The organism is Actinotignum sanguinis, from assembly GCF_003957255.1.
In the GTDB taxonomy this organism is placed as follows: Bacteria; Actinomycetota; Actinomycetes; order Actinomycetales; family Actinomycetaceae; genus Actinotignum; species Actinotignum sanguinis.
This window is the reverse complement of sequence record NZ_QDIE01000009.1, coordinates 15,090-36,660: the sequence shown is the minus strand read 5'-3', so window position 1 is coordinate 36,660 and position 21,571 is coordinate 15,090. Positions and strand designations below refer to the sequence as shown.

Annotated in this window: 17 protein-coding genes; 10 read left to right on the top strand and 7 right to left on the bottom strand. The window is 58.9% G+C overall.

The window, feature by feature from the left end; translation table 11 throughout:
* Positions 1-2 precede the first annotated feature (2 nt).
* The 3 genes from DDD64_RS03695 to DDD64_RS03685 all read left to right on the top strand — a co-directional run bounded on the left by DDD64_RS03695 (position 3) and on the right by DDD64_RS03685 (position 3,967).
* Positions 3-977: a nucleoside hydrolase gene (locus tag DDD64_RS03695; RefSeq protein WP_126135080.1), complete on the top strand. Its 975-nt coding sequence runs from the start codon at positions 3-5 to the stop codon at positions 975-977.
* A 39-nt stretch (positions 978-1,016) separates the two neighbouring features.
* Entirely contained in the window at positions 1,017-2,471 is a 1,455-nt protein-coding gene (locus tag DDD64_RS03690; RefSeq protein ID WP_126135079.1) for an MFS transporter, read from the top strand.
* Positions 2,472-2,641: 170 nt separating this feature from the next.
* A complete protein-coding gene (locus tag DDD64_RS03685; RefSeq protein WP_126135078.1) occupies positions 2,642-3,967 on the top strand; it encodes an MFS transporter in 1,326 nt (441 codons plus the stop codon).
* A gap of 29 nt (positions 3,968-3,996) precedes the next feature.
* Here DDD64_RS03685 and DDD64_RS03680 read toward each other — a convergent pair whose 3' ends face one another.
* From DDD64_RS03680 to DDD64_RS03660, 5 genes are all read right to left on the bottom strand, one after another.
* A complete protein-coding gene (locus tag DDD64_RS03680; RefSeq protein WP_126135077.1) occupies positions 3,997-6,201 on the bottom strand; it encodes a glycoside hydrolase family 3 C-terminal domain-containing protein in 2,205 nt (734 codons plus the stop codon).
* A 151-nt stretch (positions 6,202-6,352) separates the two neighbouring features.
* Complete coding sequence (locus DDD64_RS03675; RefSeq protein ID WP_126135076.1) at positions 6,353-8,698, bottom strand: glycoside hydrolase family 3 N-terminal domain-containing protein; 2,346 nt, start codon at positions 8,696-8,698, stop codon at positions 6,353-6,355.
* Between the two features lie 6 nt (positions 8,699-8,704).
* Positions 8,705-9,547 carry a carbohydrate ABC transporter permease gene (locus DDD64_RS03670; protein ID WP_241227356.1) on the bottom strand — a complete coding sequence of 281 codons (843 nt, stop codon included), beginning with the start codon at positions 9,545-9,547 and terminating at the stop codon, positions 8,705-8,707.
* Between the two features lie 2 nt (positions 9,548-9,549).
* Entirely contained in the window at positions 9,550-10,449 is a 900-nt protein-coding gene (locus DDD64_RS03665; RefSeq protein ID WP_126135075.1) for a carbohydrate ABC transporter permease, read from the bottom strand.
* Positions 10,446-11,735: an extracellular solute-binding protein gene (locus DDD64_RS03660; protein ID WP_126135074.1), complete on the bottom strand. Its 1,290-nt coding sequence runs from the start codon at positions 11,733-11,735 to the stop codon at positions 10,446-10,448. Before DDD64_RS03660 ends, DDD64_RS03665 begins: the two co-directional genes overlap by 4 nt.
* Before the next feature lie 233 nt (positions 11,736-11,968).
* On the opposite strand from DDD64_RS03660, the gene DDD64_RS03655 reads away from it, so the two are divergent.
* Complete coding sequence (locus DDD64_RS03655; RefSeq protein ID WP_164545902.1) at positions 11,969-13,036, top strand: LacI family DNA-binding transcriptional regulator; 1,068 nt, start codon at positions 11,969-11,971, stop codon at positions 13,034-13,036.
* Between the two features lie 79 nt (positions 13,037-13,115).
* Positions 13,116-14,330 (top strand): hypothetical protein, encoded by a 1,215-nt coding sequence (locus DDD64_RS03650; RefSeq protein WP_126135072.1) that lies wholly within the window; start codon positions 13,116-13,118, stop codon positions 14,328-14,330.
* A 60-nt stretch (positions 14,331-14,390) separates the two neighbouring features.
* Here the strand turns inward: DDD64_RS03650 and DDD64_RS03645 are convergent, their stop codons facing one another.
* A complete protein-coding gene (locus DDD64_RS03645) occupies positions 14,391-15,065 on the bottom strand; it encodes an NADPH-dependent F420 reductase (protein ID WP_164545901.1) in 675 nt (224 codons plus the stop codon).
* Positions 15,066-15,362: 297 nt separating this feature from the next.
* Here DDD64_RS03645 and DDD64_RS03640 point away from each other — a divergent pair, with 297 nt between their 5' ends.
* Both DDD64_RS03640 and DDD64_RS03635 read left to right on the top strand, forming a co-directional pair.
* Entirely contained in the window at positions 15,363-15,992 is a 630-nt protein-coding gene (locus tag DDD64_RS03640; RefSeq protein WP_241227355.1) for a VIT1/CCC1 transporter family protein, read from the top strand.
* Positions 15,993-16,094: 102 nt separating this feature from the next.
* The gene (locus tag DDD64_RS03635) at positions 16,095-17,141 is read left to right on the top strand and encodes an LLM class flavin-dependent oxidoreductase (RefSeq protein ID WP_126135069.1); all 1,047 of its coding nucleotides are present in this window, start codon (positions 16,095-16,097) and stop codon (positions 17,139-17,141) included.
* A gap of 102 nt (positions 17,142-17,243) precedes the next feature.
* On the opposite strand, the gene DDD64_RS03630 is transcribed toward DDD64_RS03635, so the two are convergent.
* A complete protein-coding gene (locus DDD64_RS03630) occupies positions 17,244-18,182 on the bottom strand; it encodes a hypothetical protein (RefSeq protein ID WP_126135068.1) in 939 nt (312 codons plus the stop codon).
* Between the two features lie 144 nt (positions 18,183-18,326).
* On the opposite strand from DDD64_RS03630, the gene DDD64_RS03625 reads away from it, so the two are divergent.
* The 3 genes from DDD64_RS03625 (at position 18,327) to DDD64_RS03615 (ending at position 21,514) form a co-directional block, all read left to right on the top strand.
* Positions 18,327-18,848 carry a peptidylprolyl isomerase gene (locus DDD64_RS03625; protein ID WP_087070133.1) on the top strand — a complete coding sequence of 174 codons (522 nt, stop codon included), beginning with the start codon at positions 18,327-18,329 and terminating at the stop codon, positions 18,846-18,848.
* A 416-nt stretch (positions 18,849-19,264) separates the two neighbouring features.
* Positions 19,265-20,761: an ATP-binding protein gene (locus tag DDD64_RS03620; RefSeq protein ID WP_126135067.1), complete on the top strand. Its 1,497-nt coding sequence runs from the start codon at positions 19,265-19,267 to the stop codon at positions 20,759-20,761.
* A gap of 84 nt (positions 20,762-20,845) precedes the next feature.
* A complete protein-coding gene (locus DDD64_RS03615) occupies positions 20,846-21,514 on the top strand; it encodes a rhomboid family intramembrane serine protease (RefSeq protein WP_126135066.1) in 669 nt (222 codons plus the stop codon).
* The last annotated feature ends 57 nt before the right edge of the window (positions 21,515-21,571 follow it).

Sequence of the window (21,571 nt, the reverse complement as noted above, 5' to 3'; positions counted from 1 at the left end):
TCATGACGAAGGTACCTTTTATCCTCGATACTGATACCGCGCAGGATGATTGCGTGGCGATTCTTTTCGGCCTTCTCGATGAGCGGGCTGATTTGCGGGCCATCACCATGGTGGCCGGAAATGTTGGTTTTGAGCGGCAGATCAAAAATGCGCAGATGACACTTAATGCTGCCGGTAAGCTCGGCGAAGTTCCCATTCACGTGGGTTGTTCGCAGCCGATGCTACGCGAGTGGGTATCCGCGGAGGACGTGCACGGTGACGGCACCGGCGGGCTGAGCATTGATTTTACGACGACGCACGTGGAGGATGAGCACGCCGTTGACGCTCTTCTTCGTATCACCGCTGCCCAACCGGGTGAGGTGAGCGTGGTGGCGATCGGGCCACTGACGAATATTGCGACCGCGATTGTCAAGGACCGCAATTTCGTGAAGAACGTTAAGAGCATCTACATTATGGGTGGATCCAATAACGGCCGTGGAAATACGATTTCCGCGGCCGAATTTAATTTCTATGTGGATCCCGAAGCGGCCCAGATCGTGTTTACGGCCGGATTTGAGGATATTCACGTGGTGACCTGGGATCCCATTACCTTGCGTGATGCCACCATTACTCGCGCGGAATACAATGCGCTGGCCGATAAGGACACCACGCTCGCGAAGTTCTTTAAGAAGGTGTGCGATACCACCCTGGACTTCAATGAATCGGTGGGCGTGGATGGGTCCACGCATCCCGACTCCATGACCCTTGCCACCCTCCTGCACCCGGAACTCATCCTGAGTGAAAACCGCTACCGGGTGGATATTGAAACCAGTTCGGAGCTCACGCGCGGATATTCGGCGATGGCCTGGGAGAAATTCCCGCTGCCCGCCAATGCCTATGTAGTGGAGGAAGCGGATAAGGAGGCTTTCTTCGCGCGCCTGGATGCGCTGCTCGCGCTGGAGACCACCCCGAATCAGCCTTTCGCGGGCCTGGCTTAGTTCTGCCGGATATCGGTTCCTAATGTGAAGGAGAATTCCATGGCTGAACTTTCGAGGGAGCTCCCCTCCGAATTTATTGAGGGGACCACGGTGCGCGCTGCCGGGAATCGCGCAATCAACCCGAAACTGGTGCTCACTGCCCTCATGCTGGTGATCGCGAGTTTCCAGCTCAATGCCACAATGCTGGCACCGGCCATCGGCGATATGGCCAGTGCCCTCAATACCAATGCGGGCGTGATCGGCTGGAGTTCCACGGTCTTCCTCGCGGTGGCCGCGGCGCTCGCGATTTTCTTCCCGCCGCTGGCCGATAAAATCGGGCGGCGAGTAACTCTCCTTATTTCAGTGAGCTTTATGGTGGTCGGAACGGTGCTGGTGCTGGTAACCAGTAGCGTGGCCATGCTCATGGTGGGGCGTTTCCTGCAAGGTTTCTGCGGGGCTACTTTCGCGCTGGGCAATCTCACCTTGCGCGCCATCCTCCACCCGAAGAAATACGGTTTCTATATTGGTTTAGTTGCCGCGATTAATTCCGGGGTGGCCGGCATCGACACTCTGCTGGGCGGAGTTATTGTGGACCACGCCGGCTACAAGGGTATTTTCTGGACCATTCTGGCTCTGGAAGTGCTCGCCCTCATCTGTGTGGTGGCCTGGGTGCCGGAAACCCGAGTTCCTGCCGCCAGCCGCATGGACTGGGGTGGGGCGATGACCCTGACCGGTTCGCTATGGTCGGCGAATATGGCACTTACTTTCGGCTTTGGTTCGCTGGGCTGGGGGAATACGTGGACTATCGCTGCGATTATCGCGGCGGTGGTGCTAGCCGTAGCTTTCGTGCTGGTGGAGCGCGGGGTTGCGGATCCGTTGGTCCCGCTGCCCGAACTGGTCAAACGTCAAACCTGGGGTGTGACCGGTACGGCGTTCTTTACCCTGGCTTCTGCTTTCTCGGTACTCATGTACCTTATCCCGGCGGTATCTCAGGATGTGGAGAACGGCTTGGGTATGGGCGGTACCGAATCCGCACTGCTCTACCTCACACCCTTCTCGCTACTAGGCTGGCTGCTGGCGCCCTTCGTGGGTAAGTACGCTCCGCGCTTGGGCTACCGCGCGATTCTGCGCGCCGGGCTGCTGGGCAGCATCGTGCTCATTACCGGCGTGGTGGTTTTCGGATTCGAGAACCGCTGGGTGCTCTTCACCCTGGCCTTCCTTATGGGTGCTACCTATACCGCGATGTCCAATACCACGCTTAATGCCATGGGTGTGCTTTATGCCTCGCCTACCCGGCCGGGAGTGCTCCCGGGCCTAACCTCCGCAGCCTTCAATTTGGGTGCGGGCGTGGGTACCGGGGTGATGGCTTCCTTCGTGGCCCGTAATGCGGTGGCCGGCGATATTACCGCCGGGTACTCGCAGGCCGCGATTGTTGGTTTGGTATGCGCGGTTATCGCCTTCGCAATTTCCCTAGCGCTGCCGGCGCAGGAAACGACCGGAGGTGAGAAGATCTAATCCCCGGTAGCAACCGACTAGTAAACCCGCGGGTGGCGTTTTTCGGGAGCGCTACCCGCGGGTTTTCTCTGCCGGTAGCCGCGTGCGTAGGTATTCTCGCGGCTGCGCTTTTCTCGGTAGGGTGGAGGCGTTAACACCGCATGCACAAGAACCGCACGCAAAGGATCGTTGTGACTGAGCAGTCCTATGTTTCGCGGCGCCGCCGCCCGCCGAGTTCGCGCCACTACAGCGCTACCCAATTGCGCCATGCCCGCCTGGCTGTGAGCGCGCTCTTCTTCACCAACGGCGCGATTTTCGCCAATATTGTGCCGCGTTTCCCCGAACTCAAGCGTATCCACGAGCTCGACAACGCCGTGTACGGCCTCGCGCTCGCGGCTTTCCCAGCCGGCGGCATTATCGCGGGGATTTTCGCCGCGCCACTTATCCGTAAATTCGGTTCTGCGCCGGTGGCGGTCGCGGGCACGCTTCTCACCGCGCTCGGGCTTATTGTGGCGGGTGTGGGCCCCACCGGAATCTTCTTCGCGGCCGGCATGTTCCTTGGGGGCGCCTGCGATGCGGCCACCGACGTCGGGCAAAATGCGCACGGCTTGCGGGTGCAGCGCCACTACGGGCGCTCGATTATTAATACTTTCCACGCGACCTGGTCCGTGGGCGCGATGAGTGGTGGACTCATGTCCGCCGGCGCGATCTGGATCGGATTGCCGGTGCCCGTGCATATGGTTATGTCCGGGATAGTGTGGGCTGCGGTTGCGCTGGTGGCCCGGTGCTTCTGTTTGCCGGGGAACGACGCCGCAGATCCCGGCCCGGGCGGTGATGCGGCAGGGCACGCCGGTGCCGGGGCAGGCGCGCTGGGAGATGGGTCGGCGTCGTCGAACCTATCCGAGGCTAAGCACGGAGCCGCGCCGCTGAGTTTCCGTACCGCGGCAATGCTCGCTGCCCTTGTTCTCATTGCCACGATGGGTGGGCTTATCGAGGATGCCGGATCCAGCTGGGCGACCCTGTATGTGGGGCAGCTCGGCGCCGTGGGCGGGCTGGCCGCGGCGGGGTACGTGGGTCTGGTCGGTTCGCAATTTGTGGGGCGGCTGCTGGGCGATGGGCTGGTGGATCGCTTCGGGCGGCGCACCGTGGCCCAGGGCGGGGCGGTCCTCATTACCGTGGGGATGGGCCTGGCGTTGTTGTTCCCGAGCGTGCTGGGCACGATTGCCGGTTTCGCGGTCGCCGGTTTCGGTTCGGCCACGCTAGTTCCCGCGGCGATTCAGCAAGCCGATGAACTGCCCGGCCTCAAGCCGGGCACGGGCCTGACGGTCATTTCGTGGCTCATGCGCATCGGTTTCCTTGTTTCCCCGCCGATTGTGGGCATGGTTGCCGATAGTTTCGGGCTGCGCACCGGCCTGTGCGTGGTGCCTTTCGCCGGCATCACGGTGCTCCTCCTCAGCTGGACGCTGAGCCAGGGCGAGCGGGAGATCCCCGCGTCGCCGAGGCTCAGCGTCCGTTAGCCAGAACCCACAGCCGTGAGTGCCTGCGTTTAGTTCCCGGTAGGCGCGGCGTCGTCGTTCAACTTGGCGAGGCGTGCCTCAAGTTCGGCCGGGTTAGCGCCGCGGAAACCCGCGATAGCGCTGAGCGGGGCGTCGCCCATGAGGGCGAGCATATCCACGCCCAGGTCACCGCTATCAAAAGATCCGCGCACGAAGTCTTCGATAACGGCGCGTCCGCCGGGAACCGCCAGGGTTTCGTTGACGGTGGAGAGGAGTGTGAGGTGGACCGGCGGTTCATTTCCGGCCAGCTCGATATCCGCAACCAACGGTAGATCACGGCTGGAAGCTCCTACCGAAATCCGGTATGTTCCCTTTTCTACCAGGAAAGTGCTGTGTTCCACGGACCAGTAGGCCAGATCGGCGGCCTTTACGGTGAGGGACACCGTGCGGCTCTCTCCAGGGGAGAGCTCTACCGCGGCAAAACCCTTGAGTTCGCGCGGCGCCCGCACCACATGAGAATCGGGAACAGAAATATACACCTGGGTAACTTCCCGCCCTGCTACCGTGCCGGTATTGCGCACGGTAAAGCTCAGCTCGATATCGTTGCCGGCAGCCGTGACCTCCAGGTCGCCGTATTCGAAAGTGGTGTAGCTCAGGCCGTGCCCGAAGGGGAATGCCACGTCCAACGCCCGAGCGTCGGATCCACGATACCCCACAAAAAGCCCTTCGCCGTAGCGCACCCCGGAACGGTCACCGGGGAAATGCGGGTAGGAGGGGCAGTCCTCCAGCCGCATCGGAATAGTTTCGGTGAGCTTTCCGGAAGGATTCACCTTCCCGAAAATAATATTGGCGATAGCTTCTCCGCCGGCCTGCCCCAGCACCCAAGTTTCCAGAATGGCGGGAACTTTCTCCGCGAAGGGGAGCGTGACTGCGGATCCATTCGTCAGTACGACGACGACATTCGGATTCACCTCCAGCAGCCGATCCAAGAACTCGAGCTGTGCCGCTGGAATACTGATAGTGCGGCGGTCGTACCCTTCTGATTCCTCGGCTTCACCCAAGCCGAGGAAGGCGAGGCATACGTCAGCTCCGCGTGCCTGCTCAAGCTGCGACTCATCCAACGGCTCATAGGTGGCCTGCGGGGCCAGCGCGTGGATGGCATCCCAAGCAGTGGCAATCCGAGTAGGGTTGACCAGGCTAGATCCGGCGCCCTGGTAGCGCGGATGCCGGGCGAATTCCCCGAATACAGCGATGGCGGCATCGGCGCGGAGGGGAAGTGCGCCGTCGTTCTTAAGCAGAACCACAGATTGTTCCGCGACTTTGCGGGCCAGATCGTGGTGCGCCGCGGCGTCGAAATCTTCCCCGCGTTCCCGCGGAGCCCTCTCGATAAGCGCACTCACGCGCGCGGCCGCGGTTTCTATCACGCTTGCCTCCAGTTCACCCGATTCACGTGCGGCAAGGGTTTCCTGTTCGTGGATATGATGCGCGGGCATCTCTAAATCGAGTCCGGCTCGCAGCGCGGCACGGCGATCACGCACCGCACCCCAATCGGATATCACCACACCGTTATAGCCCCATTCCTCGCGCAGTACCGTGGTGAGTAGCCAGTGGTTCTCGGAGACGAGCGTTCCGTTGAGAGAATTGTAGGAGCACATGATCGTCCACGGGGCCGCCTCCTTGACCACCTTTTCGAAAGCACGCAGGTAAATTTCGCGCAGAGTGCGCTCATCAACCTGCGAATCGCGCCGCATCCGGTCGGTTTCCTGGTTATTCGCCGCGAAATGTTTGAGCGAAGTACCCACGCCGCGGCTTTGCACGCCGTTTACGTAAGCCGTTGCCATAGACGCGGTGAGGAAAGGACCCTCGCTGAAATACTCGAAGTTGCGGCCGCAGCGCGGGTCGCGTTTGATATTAATTCCGGGTCCTAGCACGACGCCGACCCCCTGCGCCCGCGCTTCCTTGGCAATCGCGGTTCCTACGGCGTGCGCCGCTTCCGGGTTCCACGTGGAACCGAGGGCCACGGCGGGAGGAAAGCAGGTAGCTGGCAGAGAGGCGCCGGAGCCAAGATGGTCGCCCTCGCCGGGCTGCACCCGCAGGCCGTGCGGGCCATCAGAGACCATAATCGAATGCCCATGCTCGTTCTCATGGGTGTGCCAAAAGTCTTTGCCGCCGGTCAGCAGGACCGATGTTTGCTGGTTTTTCTGGATTTGTTGGGATTCGGGTGTTTTCTGGGGGTTCTCTATTTTCTCGGTCATGGTGTTGGCCTTTCTACGTCGTTGTAAGCGTGGCTGAGGGAATCTATGACCACCATATGCGTAATGGTGACGTTGTGATAAAACGGGGGCCTCCGGATTTCCCCAAACGGAAGGCCCCCGTTACGACTTCCCACGCGGAGAAGCCAGCTTTTTAGTTGTGCACCTCCACCGGGGTGGTCAGCACGCGGCCTTCCGGAACGACCCGCCGTTCACCTACCAGGGTGATGTGCAGTGGGCTAAGGCGCTGCTCAGAGGAGCTTCCCGCAGAGAGGAGAATCTCTCCCGGCTCGACAATGCGCTGCATATCGAGTCCGGTGAAGGAGAATCTATCAGCGTGAATCTGGAACGTCACCTGCTTAGTTTCGCCCGCATCAAGGTGAACCTTGGTGAAGCCAATGAGTTGCTTGAGGGGGCGCACCACTTCCGCGCAGGGATCAGTAGCGTAGAGCTGCACAACGTGTGAACCCGCCCGTTCACCGGTATTACTCACCGAGATGGTGTACCTAAGTTCGCCATCCACCGGGACTTCCGTTGCGGACACCTGCGGATTGCTCAAGGCAAATGAGGTATAGGAGAGTCCGAAACCGAAGGGGTAGAGCGGGCGGGGGTCTAGGTTGGAGATTCCGTCGGAGAACCAGCCAAGTGCGGGAGCGAGATAGGTACCGGGCTGCCCTCCCTTGGTACGCGGAATAGCGATGGGAAGTCGGCCTGAGGGGTTCGTCTTTCCAGAAAGAACATCGGTCAGTGCCTGAGCGCCTTCGACGCCAGGCATAAAAGCCTGAATAATCGCCGCACATCGATCAGCATATTCTCCCAGTGCGTACGGGCGTCCTGTCACCAGCACTGCCACGGTAGGTGTTCCGGTGTCGAGAATTGCGTTGAGGAGTTCGCCCTGGCGTCCGGGCAGCGATAGGTCGACGACGTCGCATCCTTCTCCCGAGGTACCTCCCCCGAAGAGTCCCGCGATATCTCCCAGCGTCACCACTGCGATATCTGCCTCACGAGCGGCCGTCACTGCACGGTCGAAGGCGTCGTCGTCCCCATCGAGGAAACCAGTTCCCTTCTCAAAAATAGGGGGCTGGGTAAATATTGTGGGTAACGTGTTTTCGAGGGAGACAATATCGAGTCCGGTTCCCTGGTCCTCGTACCGCGAGAGCACATGGTTGGGGAAAGAGTAGCAACCAAGGAAGGAACGTACCTCTGTCCAGGTGGGACCGATAACCGCGGCCTTCTGTGATGCATTGAGTGGCAAAATGCCATTGTTCTTGAGGAGAACAATAGATTCATCTGCCATCTCGCGCGCAATGTCGCGGTTGTGGGGGGAGTCGAGATCACGTTCTTTGTCGATACGATCCTGGCTCCAAGGTTCATCGAGTAGACCTAGCTCAATTTTCTGAGTTACGACACGACGAACAGATTCATCGAGATCGGCTTCGCTGAGTAGACCAGCACGGACAGCTGCTGGAAGATCGTTGTATGCTACCGTTTCCGGAAGCTCGACGTCTAAACCAGCTCGCACTGCAAGTGCGGCAGCATGCGGAGAATCCTTGGCAATACGGTGCATAGTCTCGAGGAATTTAACAGACCAATAGTCAGAAACAACGGTTCCTGTGAAACCCCAGCGCCGGCGCAAAACATCCGTCAATAGGTGCCGTGACGCGGCTGCCGGTTCACCGTCAATATCCGAGTAGGAGTTCATAACACTGGAAACCTTGCCCTCGCGCACCGCCATCTCGAAGGAAGGAAGGATAATATCTTCAAATTCGCGCGGACCGATGGATACCGGTGCGTGGTTGCGGCCCGCTCGGGCAGCCGGGTAACCCGCAAAGTGTTTCAGCGTTGCGAGTACACCGGCCGATTCCAGCCCGCGTACATAAGCTGTACCGAGCATACCCACGAGATAGGGGTCTTCTCCGCAAGTTTCTTCTACGCGACCCCAACGGTAGTCACGCACCACATCGAGAAGAGGGGAAAGACCTTGGTGCACTCCAATAGCGTGCATATCCTCACCGATAGCCTTCGCCATTTTCTCGATAAGATTCGGATTCCACGTTGCTCCCCACGCAATAGCTGCCGGGAAAACAGTGGCGCCCAGGCAGGTAATACCCGTCAGGCATTCTTCGTGAATGATCGCGGGGATATTGAAACGCGAGCGGGAAATAACCCCGCGTTGTAGACGATCCATTTTGTCGGCACCGTCTGATACCGAAATCGGATCTGCACCGTAAATCCGCGATAGGTGACCAAGCCCGTAGCGAGCGGTTTCTTCCCAGCTCAGGCGGTTCTGAGCAAATTCATGCTCCATCGGGGCGACATCCCCGGTAGCCGCAGGCTCGGTGTCATCATCGGGGTGGCCTGAGTTGAGGAGGGAATCGTCATGTTGTTGGCGTTCCCAATAGCTGCCGAGCTGTCCGGCTTTATCTTCCAGGGTCATTTCACTCAAAAGAGCATCCACCCGTTCAGAAGTGGGGAGGCTTTTATCGTTCCATGGTTTCATGATGTGCTACTTTCCGAAGCCGGCGGTAAGGCCGGCAACCATCTGGCGGCGCCCGATCACGTAGGCGACGAAAAGGGGGATAACAGAGAGGACAACTGCGGCAAGTATTGCGGGAACATCCGCGGTGAATTCGCCCTGATAGGTCCACAATGACAAGGGAAGAACCCGTTTACCGCTAGATTGCGTGAGGATCAAGGGGAAAAGGAACCCATTCCACACGTTGAGGGCGTCGTAAATTCCTACGGTGATGAGCGCAGGAGCGGACATCGGTAAAACCAACCGGCGCAGTATTTGCATATTCGTAGCGCCGTCGACCGTCATCGATTCGAAGAGCTCACGCGGAATATCTCGCATGAAGTTCGTCAAAATAAGGATTGTAATAGGAATGGCGAAACCAACCGAAGGGAAGATCAGCGCCCATAGGGTGTCATAAAGTCCAAGCTGGACAATCATGAGGTACACCGGAACGATCGTGGCCTGGATAGGAATCGCAATTCCAAGGAGGAAGAAACGGAAGGTTCGAGTGATTCCACGGGTACGACGGCGAATAATAACGAAAGAGGCCATCACACAAATCGTGAGGGTGACCGCCACCGTGATAATTGTGACGAATAGCGAATTACCGAGGTATAGCCCAAAATCATTCTGAATAACTTCGTTATACGCGCGCAGTGATGGATCACTGGGGATCGCGAAAGCGCCTTCCGTGTAGTAATTCTCGCGTGGGCGCAGCGAGGTCACGATGATGTAGTAAATCGGAATGATCGTGACGAATAGCCAGATCCAGCCGAAGAACCCAGAAACAATGCGGGGCCGGTGCCGCGTCGACATTTTCTTGGTCGCGCGCATGATTAGACTCCCTCCATCTGAGATTCCATATTTTCGGCGCCACTGAGCTTGTTGAGTGCCAAAGAAAACGCCAAGCCAAGTACCACGAGGATGACACCGATAACGGCTGCTGCTCCCATCTCATAGGAACGGAAGCCCGTAAGATACATGTGGAGTGGCAAAATGCGTGTTGCGTGTCCCGGCCCGCCGTTCGTCATCACGAAGATGAGGTCGAAGTACGTAAGTGAACCAACGATCATGAGCGTTGAGGACGTCACAATGGTGTACTTCAACTGCGGGAGAGTAATGGTAAAGAATTGACGTATCGGTCCTGCTCCATCGAGTGTTGCTGCTTCGTACAACTGGATGGGGATCTGTCGTGCACCTCCCTGGTATAGCAAGGAATGCAGCGGGATAAAACACCATGAGATGACGAATAGCACCGTGAAGAACGCTAAATTCGGGTCACCCAGCCAATCCTGTTTGAGGAAAGGTAGGCCCAGGGTTGAAATGCCGAAGTTCGGATCAAGCAACGCTTTGAAGGTAATACCTACTGCCGCTGATGAGAACAAGAGCGGAAGGAAATAGATAGCGGCAAGAACCGCACGGTACCGCTGTTTTCCGGCCATGAAGACGCCTAGTAACAAACTAATGGGAGTTTGAATAAGCCAGGTGAGAACCGTGAGCAGCATGGTCAGTTTGAACGAGTGCATGGTGATGGGATCGCTCAAAACGCGGCGCCACTCACCCAGCCCGACAAATTGTGGAGTTCCGAGGCCGTCCCACTGAGTAAAGGACAGCACGAAAACACCAATCAGCGGTATAACTGCGAAAAATACGAAAAAGGCGAGAGCGGGGACCAGCAGCCAGAGCGAAGGTCCGTAGCTGCTGGTCCGCTTCGCGCGATGCGCTATAGCTTTCATAGCGTCGCATTCATATTGTCAACGAACTGCTGCGGGGTGAGCTGAAGAAGGAACACCTGGCTGAGGTTCGTAAGAAGAGCTTGAGATTGCTCGGAGGGAAGTGCCTGATCCCAGGAAAGCTGGAAATGCTCGGCGTCTCCAAGTGAGCTGTAGATAAAGGATAGGTAATCTGAATCCTTTGCCTTGGCGATCTTGTCATCAATTCCCTTTACGCCGGGAACTGCACCGATCTCGAGCAAATGATCAACATACGCATCGTTGAGATTAATGGTGTTGAGGTAGTCGGTCACGGTCTTCTGCGCATCCTCGGAAGCCTTGGCGGAAACCGACCAGTAGTTTGCGGGGTTACCCACGAGGTTCTTCGGATTTCCCTTTCCGCCAGCAATAGTTGGGAAGGTGGAATAAAGAAGATTTCCAGAGGTAGCAAACGTTGGGTTATCTTCATGGAAGGAGGTCCAGACCCAGGCGCCCTGCAAAACCATGGCGGCCTTCCCGGTATGAACCATGGCAATATCTCCACCCGCATCCGCTGTCACAGAGCCGTAAGCATCACCGAAAGCACCGAGCTCAACAAGTTCCTGGATCATTTCGAGAGCCTTGAGAATTGCGGGATCCGACCATGCTCCCGGTTCTCCATCAAGAACTCTCTGGAAGACTTCCGGACCACCGATACGATCAGTGAGGTACTGGATCCACATGAGATAAGGCCATTGCGATTGCCCCGCTAAGGCAATGGGGGTGACACCTGCAGCCTTGAGAGTTTTCACCGCGTTGAGAAGATCATCCCAAGTTTGGGGAACGGAAAGCCCGTGGGCGTCAAGAACTTCCTTATTGAGGTAGAAGTACACACCCTGCGCCTGGTTAACGGGGAGTGCGTAGACCTTACCGTCAACCTTTCCGGTTTCGAGGATTGCGGGGAAGAGCTTGTTCTGAAGGTCAGCGGTGGAATCTGTTAGGTCAACGACCATGCCGTTATTAACGTAATCACGCAGCGTGCCGCCACCCCAGCTCCACACCAAGGTGGGGGACTGAGGAGTATTGACTGCTGTGCGAATCTTTTCCTTGTATGCGTCATTACCCATGTACTCCACGGCGATCTGACGGTCAGGATTATCGGAATTCCACTTATCGAATGCTGCACGGACTACTTCTTGAGCACCGCCGGTGAGCGCCCAGGCGCTCGCGCCATCACCACCGGCGGAAGGCTTGGAGCCTCCACAGGCACCCAATCCAAGTCCAAGAGCCGCCAAAGCGGCGACTCCTGCGCGGAGAAGACCACGTTTCATCGTTGAAACTCCTGTTCCGGGGATTGCTTTCAACCCTCGTTGGTCGAAACTGTTTCGCGAATCCACCATCAACATGTTTAGTTTCTATCGAAAACAAAGTCCAACGCAAGAGACGTGACTCACACTTTGTTTAGGGTAAAGTCCAGAAAATACGAAAACTCTTTCAAATGGGTGAGCATATCTTTGCTTTTTGCCATTCATAAGTGCGAAACTATTTCGAGAGGAGGTGTGCGGTGTCAAAAAGTAATGTGCAGAGTGCTCGGGTGACACTTCATGATGTAGCCGCGAAAACAGGATTGTCACGCGCAACAGTGTCCAAGGCTTTGAATGATCGCCCCGATGTTTCGGTTGCTACGCGCCTCGCGGTACGAACGGCGGCGGAAGAATTAGGATACCTACGTTCTACTCAGAGCGGGCCGTCCACATTTCCGCATATCGCACTAGTGTCAGATTCCCTTAAATCTCCTTATACAATGGAAGTCATTTCCGGGGCCGCTGTGGAGAGCCAACATATGGGTTTCGGATTGACCGTATGGCAATTAGACGAGACGCCGGATGATTCACCTCTAACACCTCGCGCGATAGAACCACTCTCAGAGGATTGGTTGAGGCTCATCGCATCGCGCGGGTACCTAGGTATAGTCCTCGTAACTGCACCGATTTCCGAAGGTCTTGTATCACTAGCTGAAGATCTCAATATTCCTATTGTTTCCGTTGATTCACCCCAGGTTCCTCCCAAAGGTGTGCGTGAACTTGGAGCGACTAATTGGCGTGGAGGCAAGGATGCCACGGGGTATCTCTTTTCTCTAGGTCATCGTCGTATTGCATTTGTTTCAGGTCCGCCTCGATCTGTCCCCTCGCAAGACCGGATGCAGGGATACCTTTCCGCGCATCAAATTGCTGGTGTGGCAGTGGATGACACGCTTATTGTTGAAGGAGGCTTCACGTTCGAGTCGGGATTTACGGCAGGACGTAAATTATTTACCCAGCCTCGATCACAATGGCCCACTGCAGTTTTTGCCGCATCTGATCAGTCTGCATTAGGAGTAATCGAGGCTGCGCGAGCAACCGGTCTGCGAGTTCCGCGGGATTTGTCAGTTATTGGCTTTGATGACACCCTTATGGCGTGGTCATCATCGCCCCAGCTCACCACGGTACGTCAACCCATTCGCCAGTTGGGCGCTCTTTCGATCCGTACTCTTTTGGATGCTCGGAAAGGTATTGATACGGGAGGAGCGCTTCAGCTCACTACCGAGCTCATTGTCCGCAGCACAACCGCACCTGCTCCTGAACTTATGTAATTACGGAGTTTGCGGTGCCCATGTGTAGGCAACCATTCCCGCCAAAAAACATGTCGTAGGCACCGGGTAAACTGATGGCATGAGCGACAACGGAGCCCCAACTCAGCAAGAACCGCGCGGTCGTGCCACTCGCACGTCCCTGATCGCGGCGCTTCTCGTCCTTGCGCTTGGCCTGGCCGGAGGGCTCTGGTGGTGGTTCAACGGGAGAACTTCCTCAACTCCGGCAGCGGGCCCCTCGGCTAGCGCAACGGCATCGTCTGAAGCGGGCGGAGCAGCAGCTGCGTCGTCGTACCCAAGCGCGGAACCAAGTCCCACGCCGGTGCCCGGTCCCACGGATAAAGAAATGCGCAACGGAACCTATATCCTTCCGGACGTGTGTTACAGCAAACGCAACCCGCCCGCGCCCGTCACGGTAGCGCACGGGAAGATTCTTCCAGACCGTCAAACGGGGATGCAGCCAGGCACCATTTACCTCACTGAGCCGCTGGTGCTGGGAGGCGTGGAATATCGCGCGGTCGCGATGTCCTGCGGGGTGGGCGATCCTGCCATCGGTGCCATCGGGATTTATGACGCGAACCTCAGGCTCGTTTCTTCTATTGGCAACCACCAGTGGGGTGCGGAACAGGGTATCCGCGGCACCCATATCACCCAAGATTATGACGGCCTGTGGTCCTTCAACGTGAGCTCCATGGATTTTGAGGCCGGCCAGGCGCGGATTACGTACACGTCCTATACGCCCGTCGGTGGCGTGACGCGAACCATGGAACGCGCGTATCCGCCGCATTCCACCACCGTGAACTTCGTGTGGAACGGCAGTCAGTTCGTGCAAACGGGGGAGGTGTCCTTCCAGTTCGAGTACGGGCATTCCGTCACCGCACCCTCCGAAGAACGCGCCCAGGCCGACCGGCGCACCCTCGCCACGGCGGGCTCAGAATGGGAAAATCTGCTCCCCGAACTCATCAGCGATCCGCGCCTTGCGGACGAAGAACAACGCACCGCCTCCGCTGCCGCGCACCCCGTCTTCCGTGGGTGCAACGCGCGCGAACCCCTGAGCACCGCAGTCAGCGGCGGGCATGTGAAAGACACCGGCGGGTACGTGAGGGAAACCGACCGCTTTGATGGAAAAGTGCCCGGTGAAGGCGATATCAAACCGCGCCCCACCGATATTCTCTGCGTCTTTTCCGTGGATAACCCGGGAGTTGAGAACGGTCTAGCGGACTACACCTACTACCTTGTGTACGACGGCGCCACCTCCGGCACCCCGCCTCTCATCAACGTAGGGATGCGTCCCTAGCTGCGCGCATATATAGGGGCACCCCAGCAGCGTGCCGCTCAGGATTTTCCGCAGCCGATCCTAACCGCGGCGCTCGCGAGGCACCGCCACAATATCCACCGGCCAATCGGCCAACTCCAGGCGCTGCCCGAAAGCAACGCCGCCCGGCTCCAGCAGCGGGGCATGCTCGGCGCTAAGCTCCACCGGATCAAAACCAATCGCATCGATAAAAGCAGCCACCCGGGAACGCGCGGCGGCGTCGTCCCCCGCAACGCCCACCGTGCGCCGTGCCGGTGCTCCATGCGGGCGTGCCTCCGCACTCAACTCCGTATACCCCGCGTGATTAAGACTCTTGACGATAGCCAGCTCCGGATAACGCGCTTGCAGCGCGGCGGTGGTGTGCCGGGCAGGCGCGGCGCTGGTATTCGATGTGCCGTTGGCCGCGGCGCCATCGGTCGCCTCCCACGCATTCGTGGCATCAACAACAACGCCGCGCACCCCGCTCAAATCAATCGAGGCAAGCGCAGGCTGCGGTAGCGCCAAAATCAAAATATTCGCCGTGCGGGCCAGCTCCTCGAAAGGCACCAGGCGAGCCGTTGGCAGCAACGTGGGCAAAGTGAGATCGTAGAGCGGATTACCCGCGCGCACACTCACCGCCAGCGGGAAACCCGCCTCCGCGGCCAAGCGCCCGATAGCGGTGCCAAGCTTGCCCGCCCCCAGCAGGCCGATCAGATCTTTATCCGCAGTGGTGTTCATGAAGAAAGAACGGAAAGGCTGCGTCGAAGTATTCCCGCGGCTGCGGGCCCTCTTGTGTGGCCACGGCAAGCAGCGATACGCGCCGCTCCGCAACCGATCCGCAACCGATCGGCCAATGACCCACCAGCGCCTCGCCAGCACTCCAAAAATAAAAGCCATTATATCTAAGTGAGTGTAGCCTGACCTTCCTATCTTTTCCGCAACTCCCGCATGACAATAGGGGTAGAAGTGCGATCAATGGAGGGCGTAGTTGTGGAGAAGTGTGCAATTGAAGCATGTCAATTCAAGCATGGGGACATGGGTCTCCTAAAGTCTCCCGATGTCACGCCGGGTATCCCGGGTGTGTTGGGTGCCGAAGCGATGAACCGGCTGCGGGCCGGGGTGCTCGGCGCGAACGACGGAATCGTCTCCGTGGCCGCGGTGGTGATCGCCATGGGTGGCGCGCGGGCCTCGAGCACCGCGATTCTGCTGGCCGGGCTCGCCGCCCTCATTGGTGGCGCAGTATCCATGGCGCTCGGTGAATACATTTCCGTTTCCTCCCAGCGTGATGCGGAACTTGACGCACTGCGGCGCCGGGCGGGTGTAGCGTGTTGGCGCGCCGGGGTAGGCACACCGGGCGCGGAACATGAAGTGGAACATGCCACGGAACATGACATCGTCTCCCCCGTCGGTGCGGCCTTCTCTTCTTTCTTCTCCTTCCTTGCCGGTGGCGCGGTTCCCTTCGCCGCCAGCTTGCTCGCCCCGCTCGGCGCCATCGCCCCGCTCTGTTTCGTGGTCACCATTGCCGCGCTGGCGCTCACCGGTTGGATCGCCGCGTGGATCGGCCAAGTCCCGCCGCTGCACCCCACCATCCGCACCGCCGTGGGCGGTACCCTCGGTCTCGCCCTCACTTTCGGGATGGGAGCGCTTTTCGGTCAAGTAGTGTAGGATTCAATCAGTGGGTGGCTCCGGCTGGTTCTGCGGCGAAGCGCAGCCCGGCCGCGTGGCCCCGACCCACCGGATCTCACCCGGCCCTCGAAAGGACCTGATATGACCTACACCTTCGGAATCGATACTTTTGGCGATGTCACTGCCGATCCCTCCGGCACCAAGCTCAGCCACGCTCAGGTGGTGCGCAATGTGGTGGCCGAAGCGGTGCGCGCCGAAGAAGTCGGCGTCGACATTTTCAATATCGGTGAACATCATCGCGACGATTACGCAATCCCCGCCCCCGATGTGGTCCTCGCCGCGATCGCCACACGCACGCAACGCATCCGCCTCTCCTCCGCGGTGACCGTCCTCAGTTCAGACGATCCGGTCCGGGTGGTCGAACGTTTCGCCACCGTGGATGCCCTTTCCAACGGCCGCGCCGAACTCATGGTGGGCCGCGGTTCCTTCACCGAATCTTTCCCGCTGTACGGCTACAACCTGGCCGATTACGAGGATCTCTTCAACGAAAAACTCTCCCTGCTCACGGAGCTCCTCGCCCGCAACGGCCAACCCGTCACCTGGAAGGGCGGGCACCACACCCAAGCGCTGAACGCCGTGACGCTCTACCCACCACTCGAACACGGTCCACTGCCCACCTGGGTCGCCGTGGGCGGCAGCCCGGAATCGGTGGTGCGCGCGGCACATTACAAGCTGCCGCTCATGCTCGCCATTATTGGCGGCCCCACCTCACGTTTTGTTCCGTTCACGGATTTGTATCGGCGCGCCTGGGAACAGTTCGGGAACGACGGCGCAGCTGAAGTCGGCTACCACTCGTACGGGTATGTTGCTCGCACCGATGAGGAAGCCGTGGCTGACTTCTTCGACTACTACGTGGAAACAAATTCCCGGATAGGGCGGGAGCGCGGCTGGCGCCCGCCCTCGCGGGAGGCTTTCCTCTACGAGGTGCAGAACGGGGCGATGGCGGTGGGATCCCCGGAAACGGTGGCCCGTAAAATCGCCACCGGGATGCGTGAACTGGGAGCCACCCGCTATGACCTGAAGGTCTCCTACGGCTCGCAGCCCCATGAGCAGAATCTTTCCTCTATTGAACTCTTCGGTACCGAGGTGATCCCGCGGGTCAAGGAACTGCTGGCCGCGGCCGAGTAGCAGGACGGCGCGGCCCGGGCCGTTCATGCCCGAGCCGCGCCGCCGTTCACGCTAGTGCTGCCCTTATTAATTTCGCGAAAGTGTGAGCCTGTTGCGAAAGCTCTACTTCTCCGCGATATCTTCGACGATATCCTTGGCCTGGTCAGCCGCGTGCTGTGCGGCTTCCTTGGCCTTATCAGCTAAGTCCTCAGCCGCATCCTTGGCTTCGTGGGCGCCCTCCTTGACGGCGTCCTCCGCCCGGGAGCCAGCACGCTTGGCCTTATCGGCTACGTCCTCAGCTGCGCTTGCGGCGTCGTCCACAACATGTTCCGCAGTTTCCGCAACTTCCTCGGCACCGGCCTTGGCGGTATCTTCCGCGGGAGCCTTCACGCCGTCCACATCCTCCCAATAGGCTTCCGCCCAAGGATCTTCCGTGGGCTGGGAGCGCTTCCACAGGTAGTAGACCGCAACCCCGAGGCCGCCGACCAGTGCGATAGTGCCGATAACCCGGCCCTTCCGGCGGGACTTCTTCACCGGTTCGGGAGTCTGAATCTCGCGCGAAGCCACCCGCGCGATCTTCTGACCGCGTTCGGCCACCGTGCCTTCCCCCTTGGCTGCCTCAGCGGCAGCATGCAGGGCGCGCTGGGCGCGCGGGAGGTAATCGTTACGGACGTTCTCCACGAATTCCGACGCATTATCGCGAGCCTGCTCCACGTAGGGCTTGGCCTTCTCCGCAAGATCGCTGCCCACCGACTTCGCCTGCTCCACGTAAGGCTTCGCCTTCTCGGCTAGTTCCTGGGCGCGTGGTGCCGCCCATTCGTAACCTTGATTTGCGTAATCGCTCAGGCGTTCACCAGCCTGCTTCGCGTAATCCTGGAAATCAGAAGCGGCGCTCTTCGCCTTATGTTCCCACTTCTTTTGGTGCCGCTTCCCCTTGAGCTGGGCTTTCTTTGCGGTGCGTTCGGCCTGGCCGCGCAGGTCATCGATCTTCGCCATAATGGCGTCAACCTCCCGCTGCGCTTTCTTGGCCCGCTTGTCCGCGCGGCTTCGTCCACAAGCCATCGTTGACCTCCTACCGTTGAACCACAGAATTTTCCTGCGATTGAGTACCCCTCTATTGTTTCACTTTTCGCACCCTATTTGTCACTTGAATCACGTTTGCTTTTCGCGTGGCATAAAACCATGAGGTGTGCGAGACTTGAGCGCATGGAAGCAATTTTTCACACAAGCGAAGGCGATATTCGCGTCGAACTCTTCCCGAACGAAGCGCCCGAAACGGTCGCTAATTTCACCGGACTAGCTCGCGGTGAACGCGAATGGACCAATCCCGCCACCGGTCAGGCTTCGACCGATCCGCTGTACAACGGAACGATCTTCCACCGCGTGATCTCCGGTTTCATGATTCAGGGCGGGGATCCGCTCGGTAACGGCACCGGTGGTCCCGGTTACACGTTCGACGACGAAATCGCCCCCGGCCTCAACTTTGACGCCCCCTACGTGCTGGCCATGGCCAATGCCGGCACCCGCTTCGGCAAGGGCACCAACGGGTCGCAGTTCTTCATCACGGTGGCCCCCACCCCGTGGCTGCTTGGCAAGCACACCATCTTCGGGAAGGTAGCCGATGAGGAATCCGTCAAGGTTGTGGATAAGATCGCCGCGGTTCCCACCGGAGGGAATGATCGCCCGCTCAATGACGTGGTGATTTCCTCCGTCGAGGTTATCGACTAAGTAATAGCGAAGTTTCCGCATACGTGATGAGCGGGGTGGTACTCAAGTGCCACCCCGCTTTTGTATGTCCGCGCCGCCGCCCGCTCCATTGCTGCCCGCTCCGCTGGCCCTTCTGTTACACGCGCCGCTGCCCACCGCGCCGGAACACTCAACTCAACACTCACATACATGAGTGTTGAGTTGAGTGTTAAGTTGAGAGCTTGCGGGTGCGCCCAGATTTTTACTTGGGTTAGGAATGGATGAGAGGGCGGATAAGGCGCTAAATGACCAGGTCAAATCGACTATAGCCAGATTTTTCGCGCTCGCGAGCCGGTTACGTAATACGTGCCGGTAACACTCATCCCAACACTCAACTTAACACTCACATACATGAGTGTTGAGTTGAGTGTTAAGTTGAGAGTTCGTAGGATGGCAGTATGCACATCCCCACAACAAGCGAGGAAACGGACCGCCTTGTTGCAGATTTTCGCCAGCAAGGGCGCGATTCTCAGCGCATCGAGGTGAAAGCAGCCGCGCATGGCTTGCCGAAAAGTATTGTGGAGACGCTCTCGGCATTCAGCAATGGATCAGGCGGTTTGATTGTTCTTGGGCTTGATGAGGCGCATGGTTTCACACCGGTTCCTCATTTCTCAGCAACACGAATCTATGATGCGCTCGCGGGTGTGTGTAGCGATAACCTCACGCCGCCGGTGCGCGCGGATATTTCCATGGTTCCGTACGGGGACATCACGCTGGTCATGGCCGTTATCCCACCGCTCCAGCCACGAGATAAACCCTGCTACGTCACCGCCCGCAATGTATACGGCGGTTCCTTCATTCGCACCGGCGACGGTGATCGCAAACTATCCGCCTACGAAATTGATCGCCTCCTGGAAAACAAAACACAACCGCATTGGGATACCGACCTGGTGGAAGAAGCCGGCCTCGACTCCCTCGATGATGATTTAGTCCACGCGGTTCTGGAACGCGAACGTCTCAACCATCCGCGCATTTTCGGGAAACTACCGGACGAAACCGCGATGGCACAGTTGCGTATTATCGGCACGGGCGTGGACGGGAAGCTCCATCCCACCCTTGCAGGCCTCCTCTGCCTCGGCACCTATCCCCAGGAATTCTTCCCGCGCCTCACGGTCACCTACGCGGTATATCCGGGATCAACGAAAGCTTCCTCGCTTTCCGGGCAGCGGCATCTGGACTCGGGGACTCTGGCGGGTCCCATTCCGAGCCTGGTGGCCGACGGTGTCGGCGTCGTCGCAAAAAATATGCGCGTGGGTGGCGTGGTGCGCGGTGCTTTCCGGCATGACCTTGTGGATTATCCGCTCGTTGCGGTGCGTGAGGCGCTCACGAATGCGCTGATGCATCGCGATTATTCTCCGGTGGCGCGCGGTACGCAGGTGCAGTTGAACCTCTACGCGGATCGTTTGGAGGTAATCAATCCGGGCGGGCTATTCGGCACGGTCACCATTGATTCCCTAGGTACAACCGGACTCTCCTCCACCCGGAATCAATTCCTGGCTCGGTTGCTGGAATCTACGCCCTTCGAAGAAGGTGGTTTTGTGGCGGAAAACCGGGGGAGTGGCTACCAGGAAATTATGACTCAGCTGGAGCGGGAAATGCTTCCTCCCGCGCGGCCTGTCGACCGTCTGGATAGTTTTAGTCTGACTTTCGAGCGCCGCCGCATGACACCCGCGGAGCAGGGTGCCGCTGCGGGGACCTCCTCGCGTGAACGTATTCTCGACTATTTGCGCACGCATGCCAGCGCCACCAGTCGTGAACTGGCCGGAGCTGCCGGAATTAGCCTGGGCGGCACCCGAGCGGTTCTTAATACGCTGGTTACCGAGGGTGAGGTGCAGCGCACCGAACCGAAGACGAGCCCGAAGCAGCGTTACCGCCTCGCCAAGCCCGGCGCTTAGCTGCCTTATCGCTCACACCCGCGTGCTGTCCGGTACGCTTAATGCAGAGTTGTCGAGCGGGATGACCGCGCAGAGAGGCCGAAAGTGCACAACGTTCCCAAGAAGCGCCGTCTTCAGATCCGCAAACCCGTTCCCTACGTCACCATCACGCTTATCGTGGTAAACGTGGCGGTTTTGCTGGCCCAATGGCTCGACGCGCGCGTGGGGCAAGTCCTCATTTTCGCCCCCGGTATCGCCCACGAAGAGCCCTACCGTTTCATCTCCTCCACGTTCATGCACGCCGGCTTCACGCATTTGCTTTTCAATATGTATGCGCTGTGGCTGATCGGTTCGGTGCTCGAGCGCATGATCGGCTGGTGGCGTTTCCTGGGGTTGTACCTGCTCAGCGCGGTGGCCGGGAACGTCATGGTCCTTTACACGGTCTCCACCGACATCGACTACTACACCGGCACCGTCGGCGCATCCGGCGCGGTTTTCGGCATTTTCGCGGCGATGTTCGTGGTGCTGCGGCGTTTCGGCGGCAGCTTCACCCAAATGGCCGTGGTCATCGGGATCAACCTGGCGATCAGCTTCCTGCCCGGCACCAATATTTCCTGGCAGTCCCACGTGGGCGGGCTCCTTATGGGTGCGCTGCTCATGGCTTTTATTTCCCGTCGGCGTCACGTCTCTCGCGCGCTCACCGCCCGCGACATCGCGATTTTGCTGCTCGGCGCGGCATTCCTGGTGGCCGCGGTTTTCTTCGGGTACCGGTAGGGGTGCGGCACGCTGCGCCGTCGTTCTTTTTCTTGGTACGACGACGCCGCCACCTCG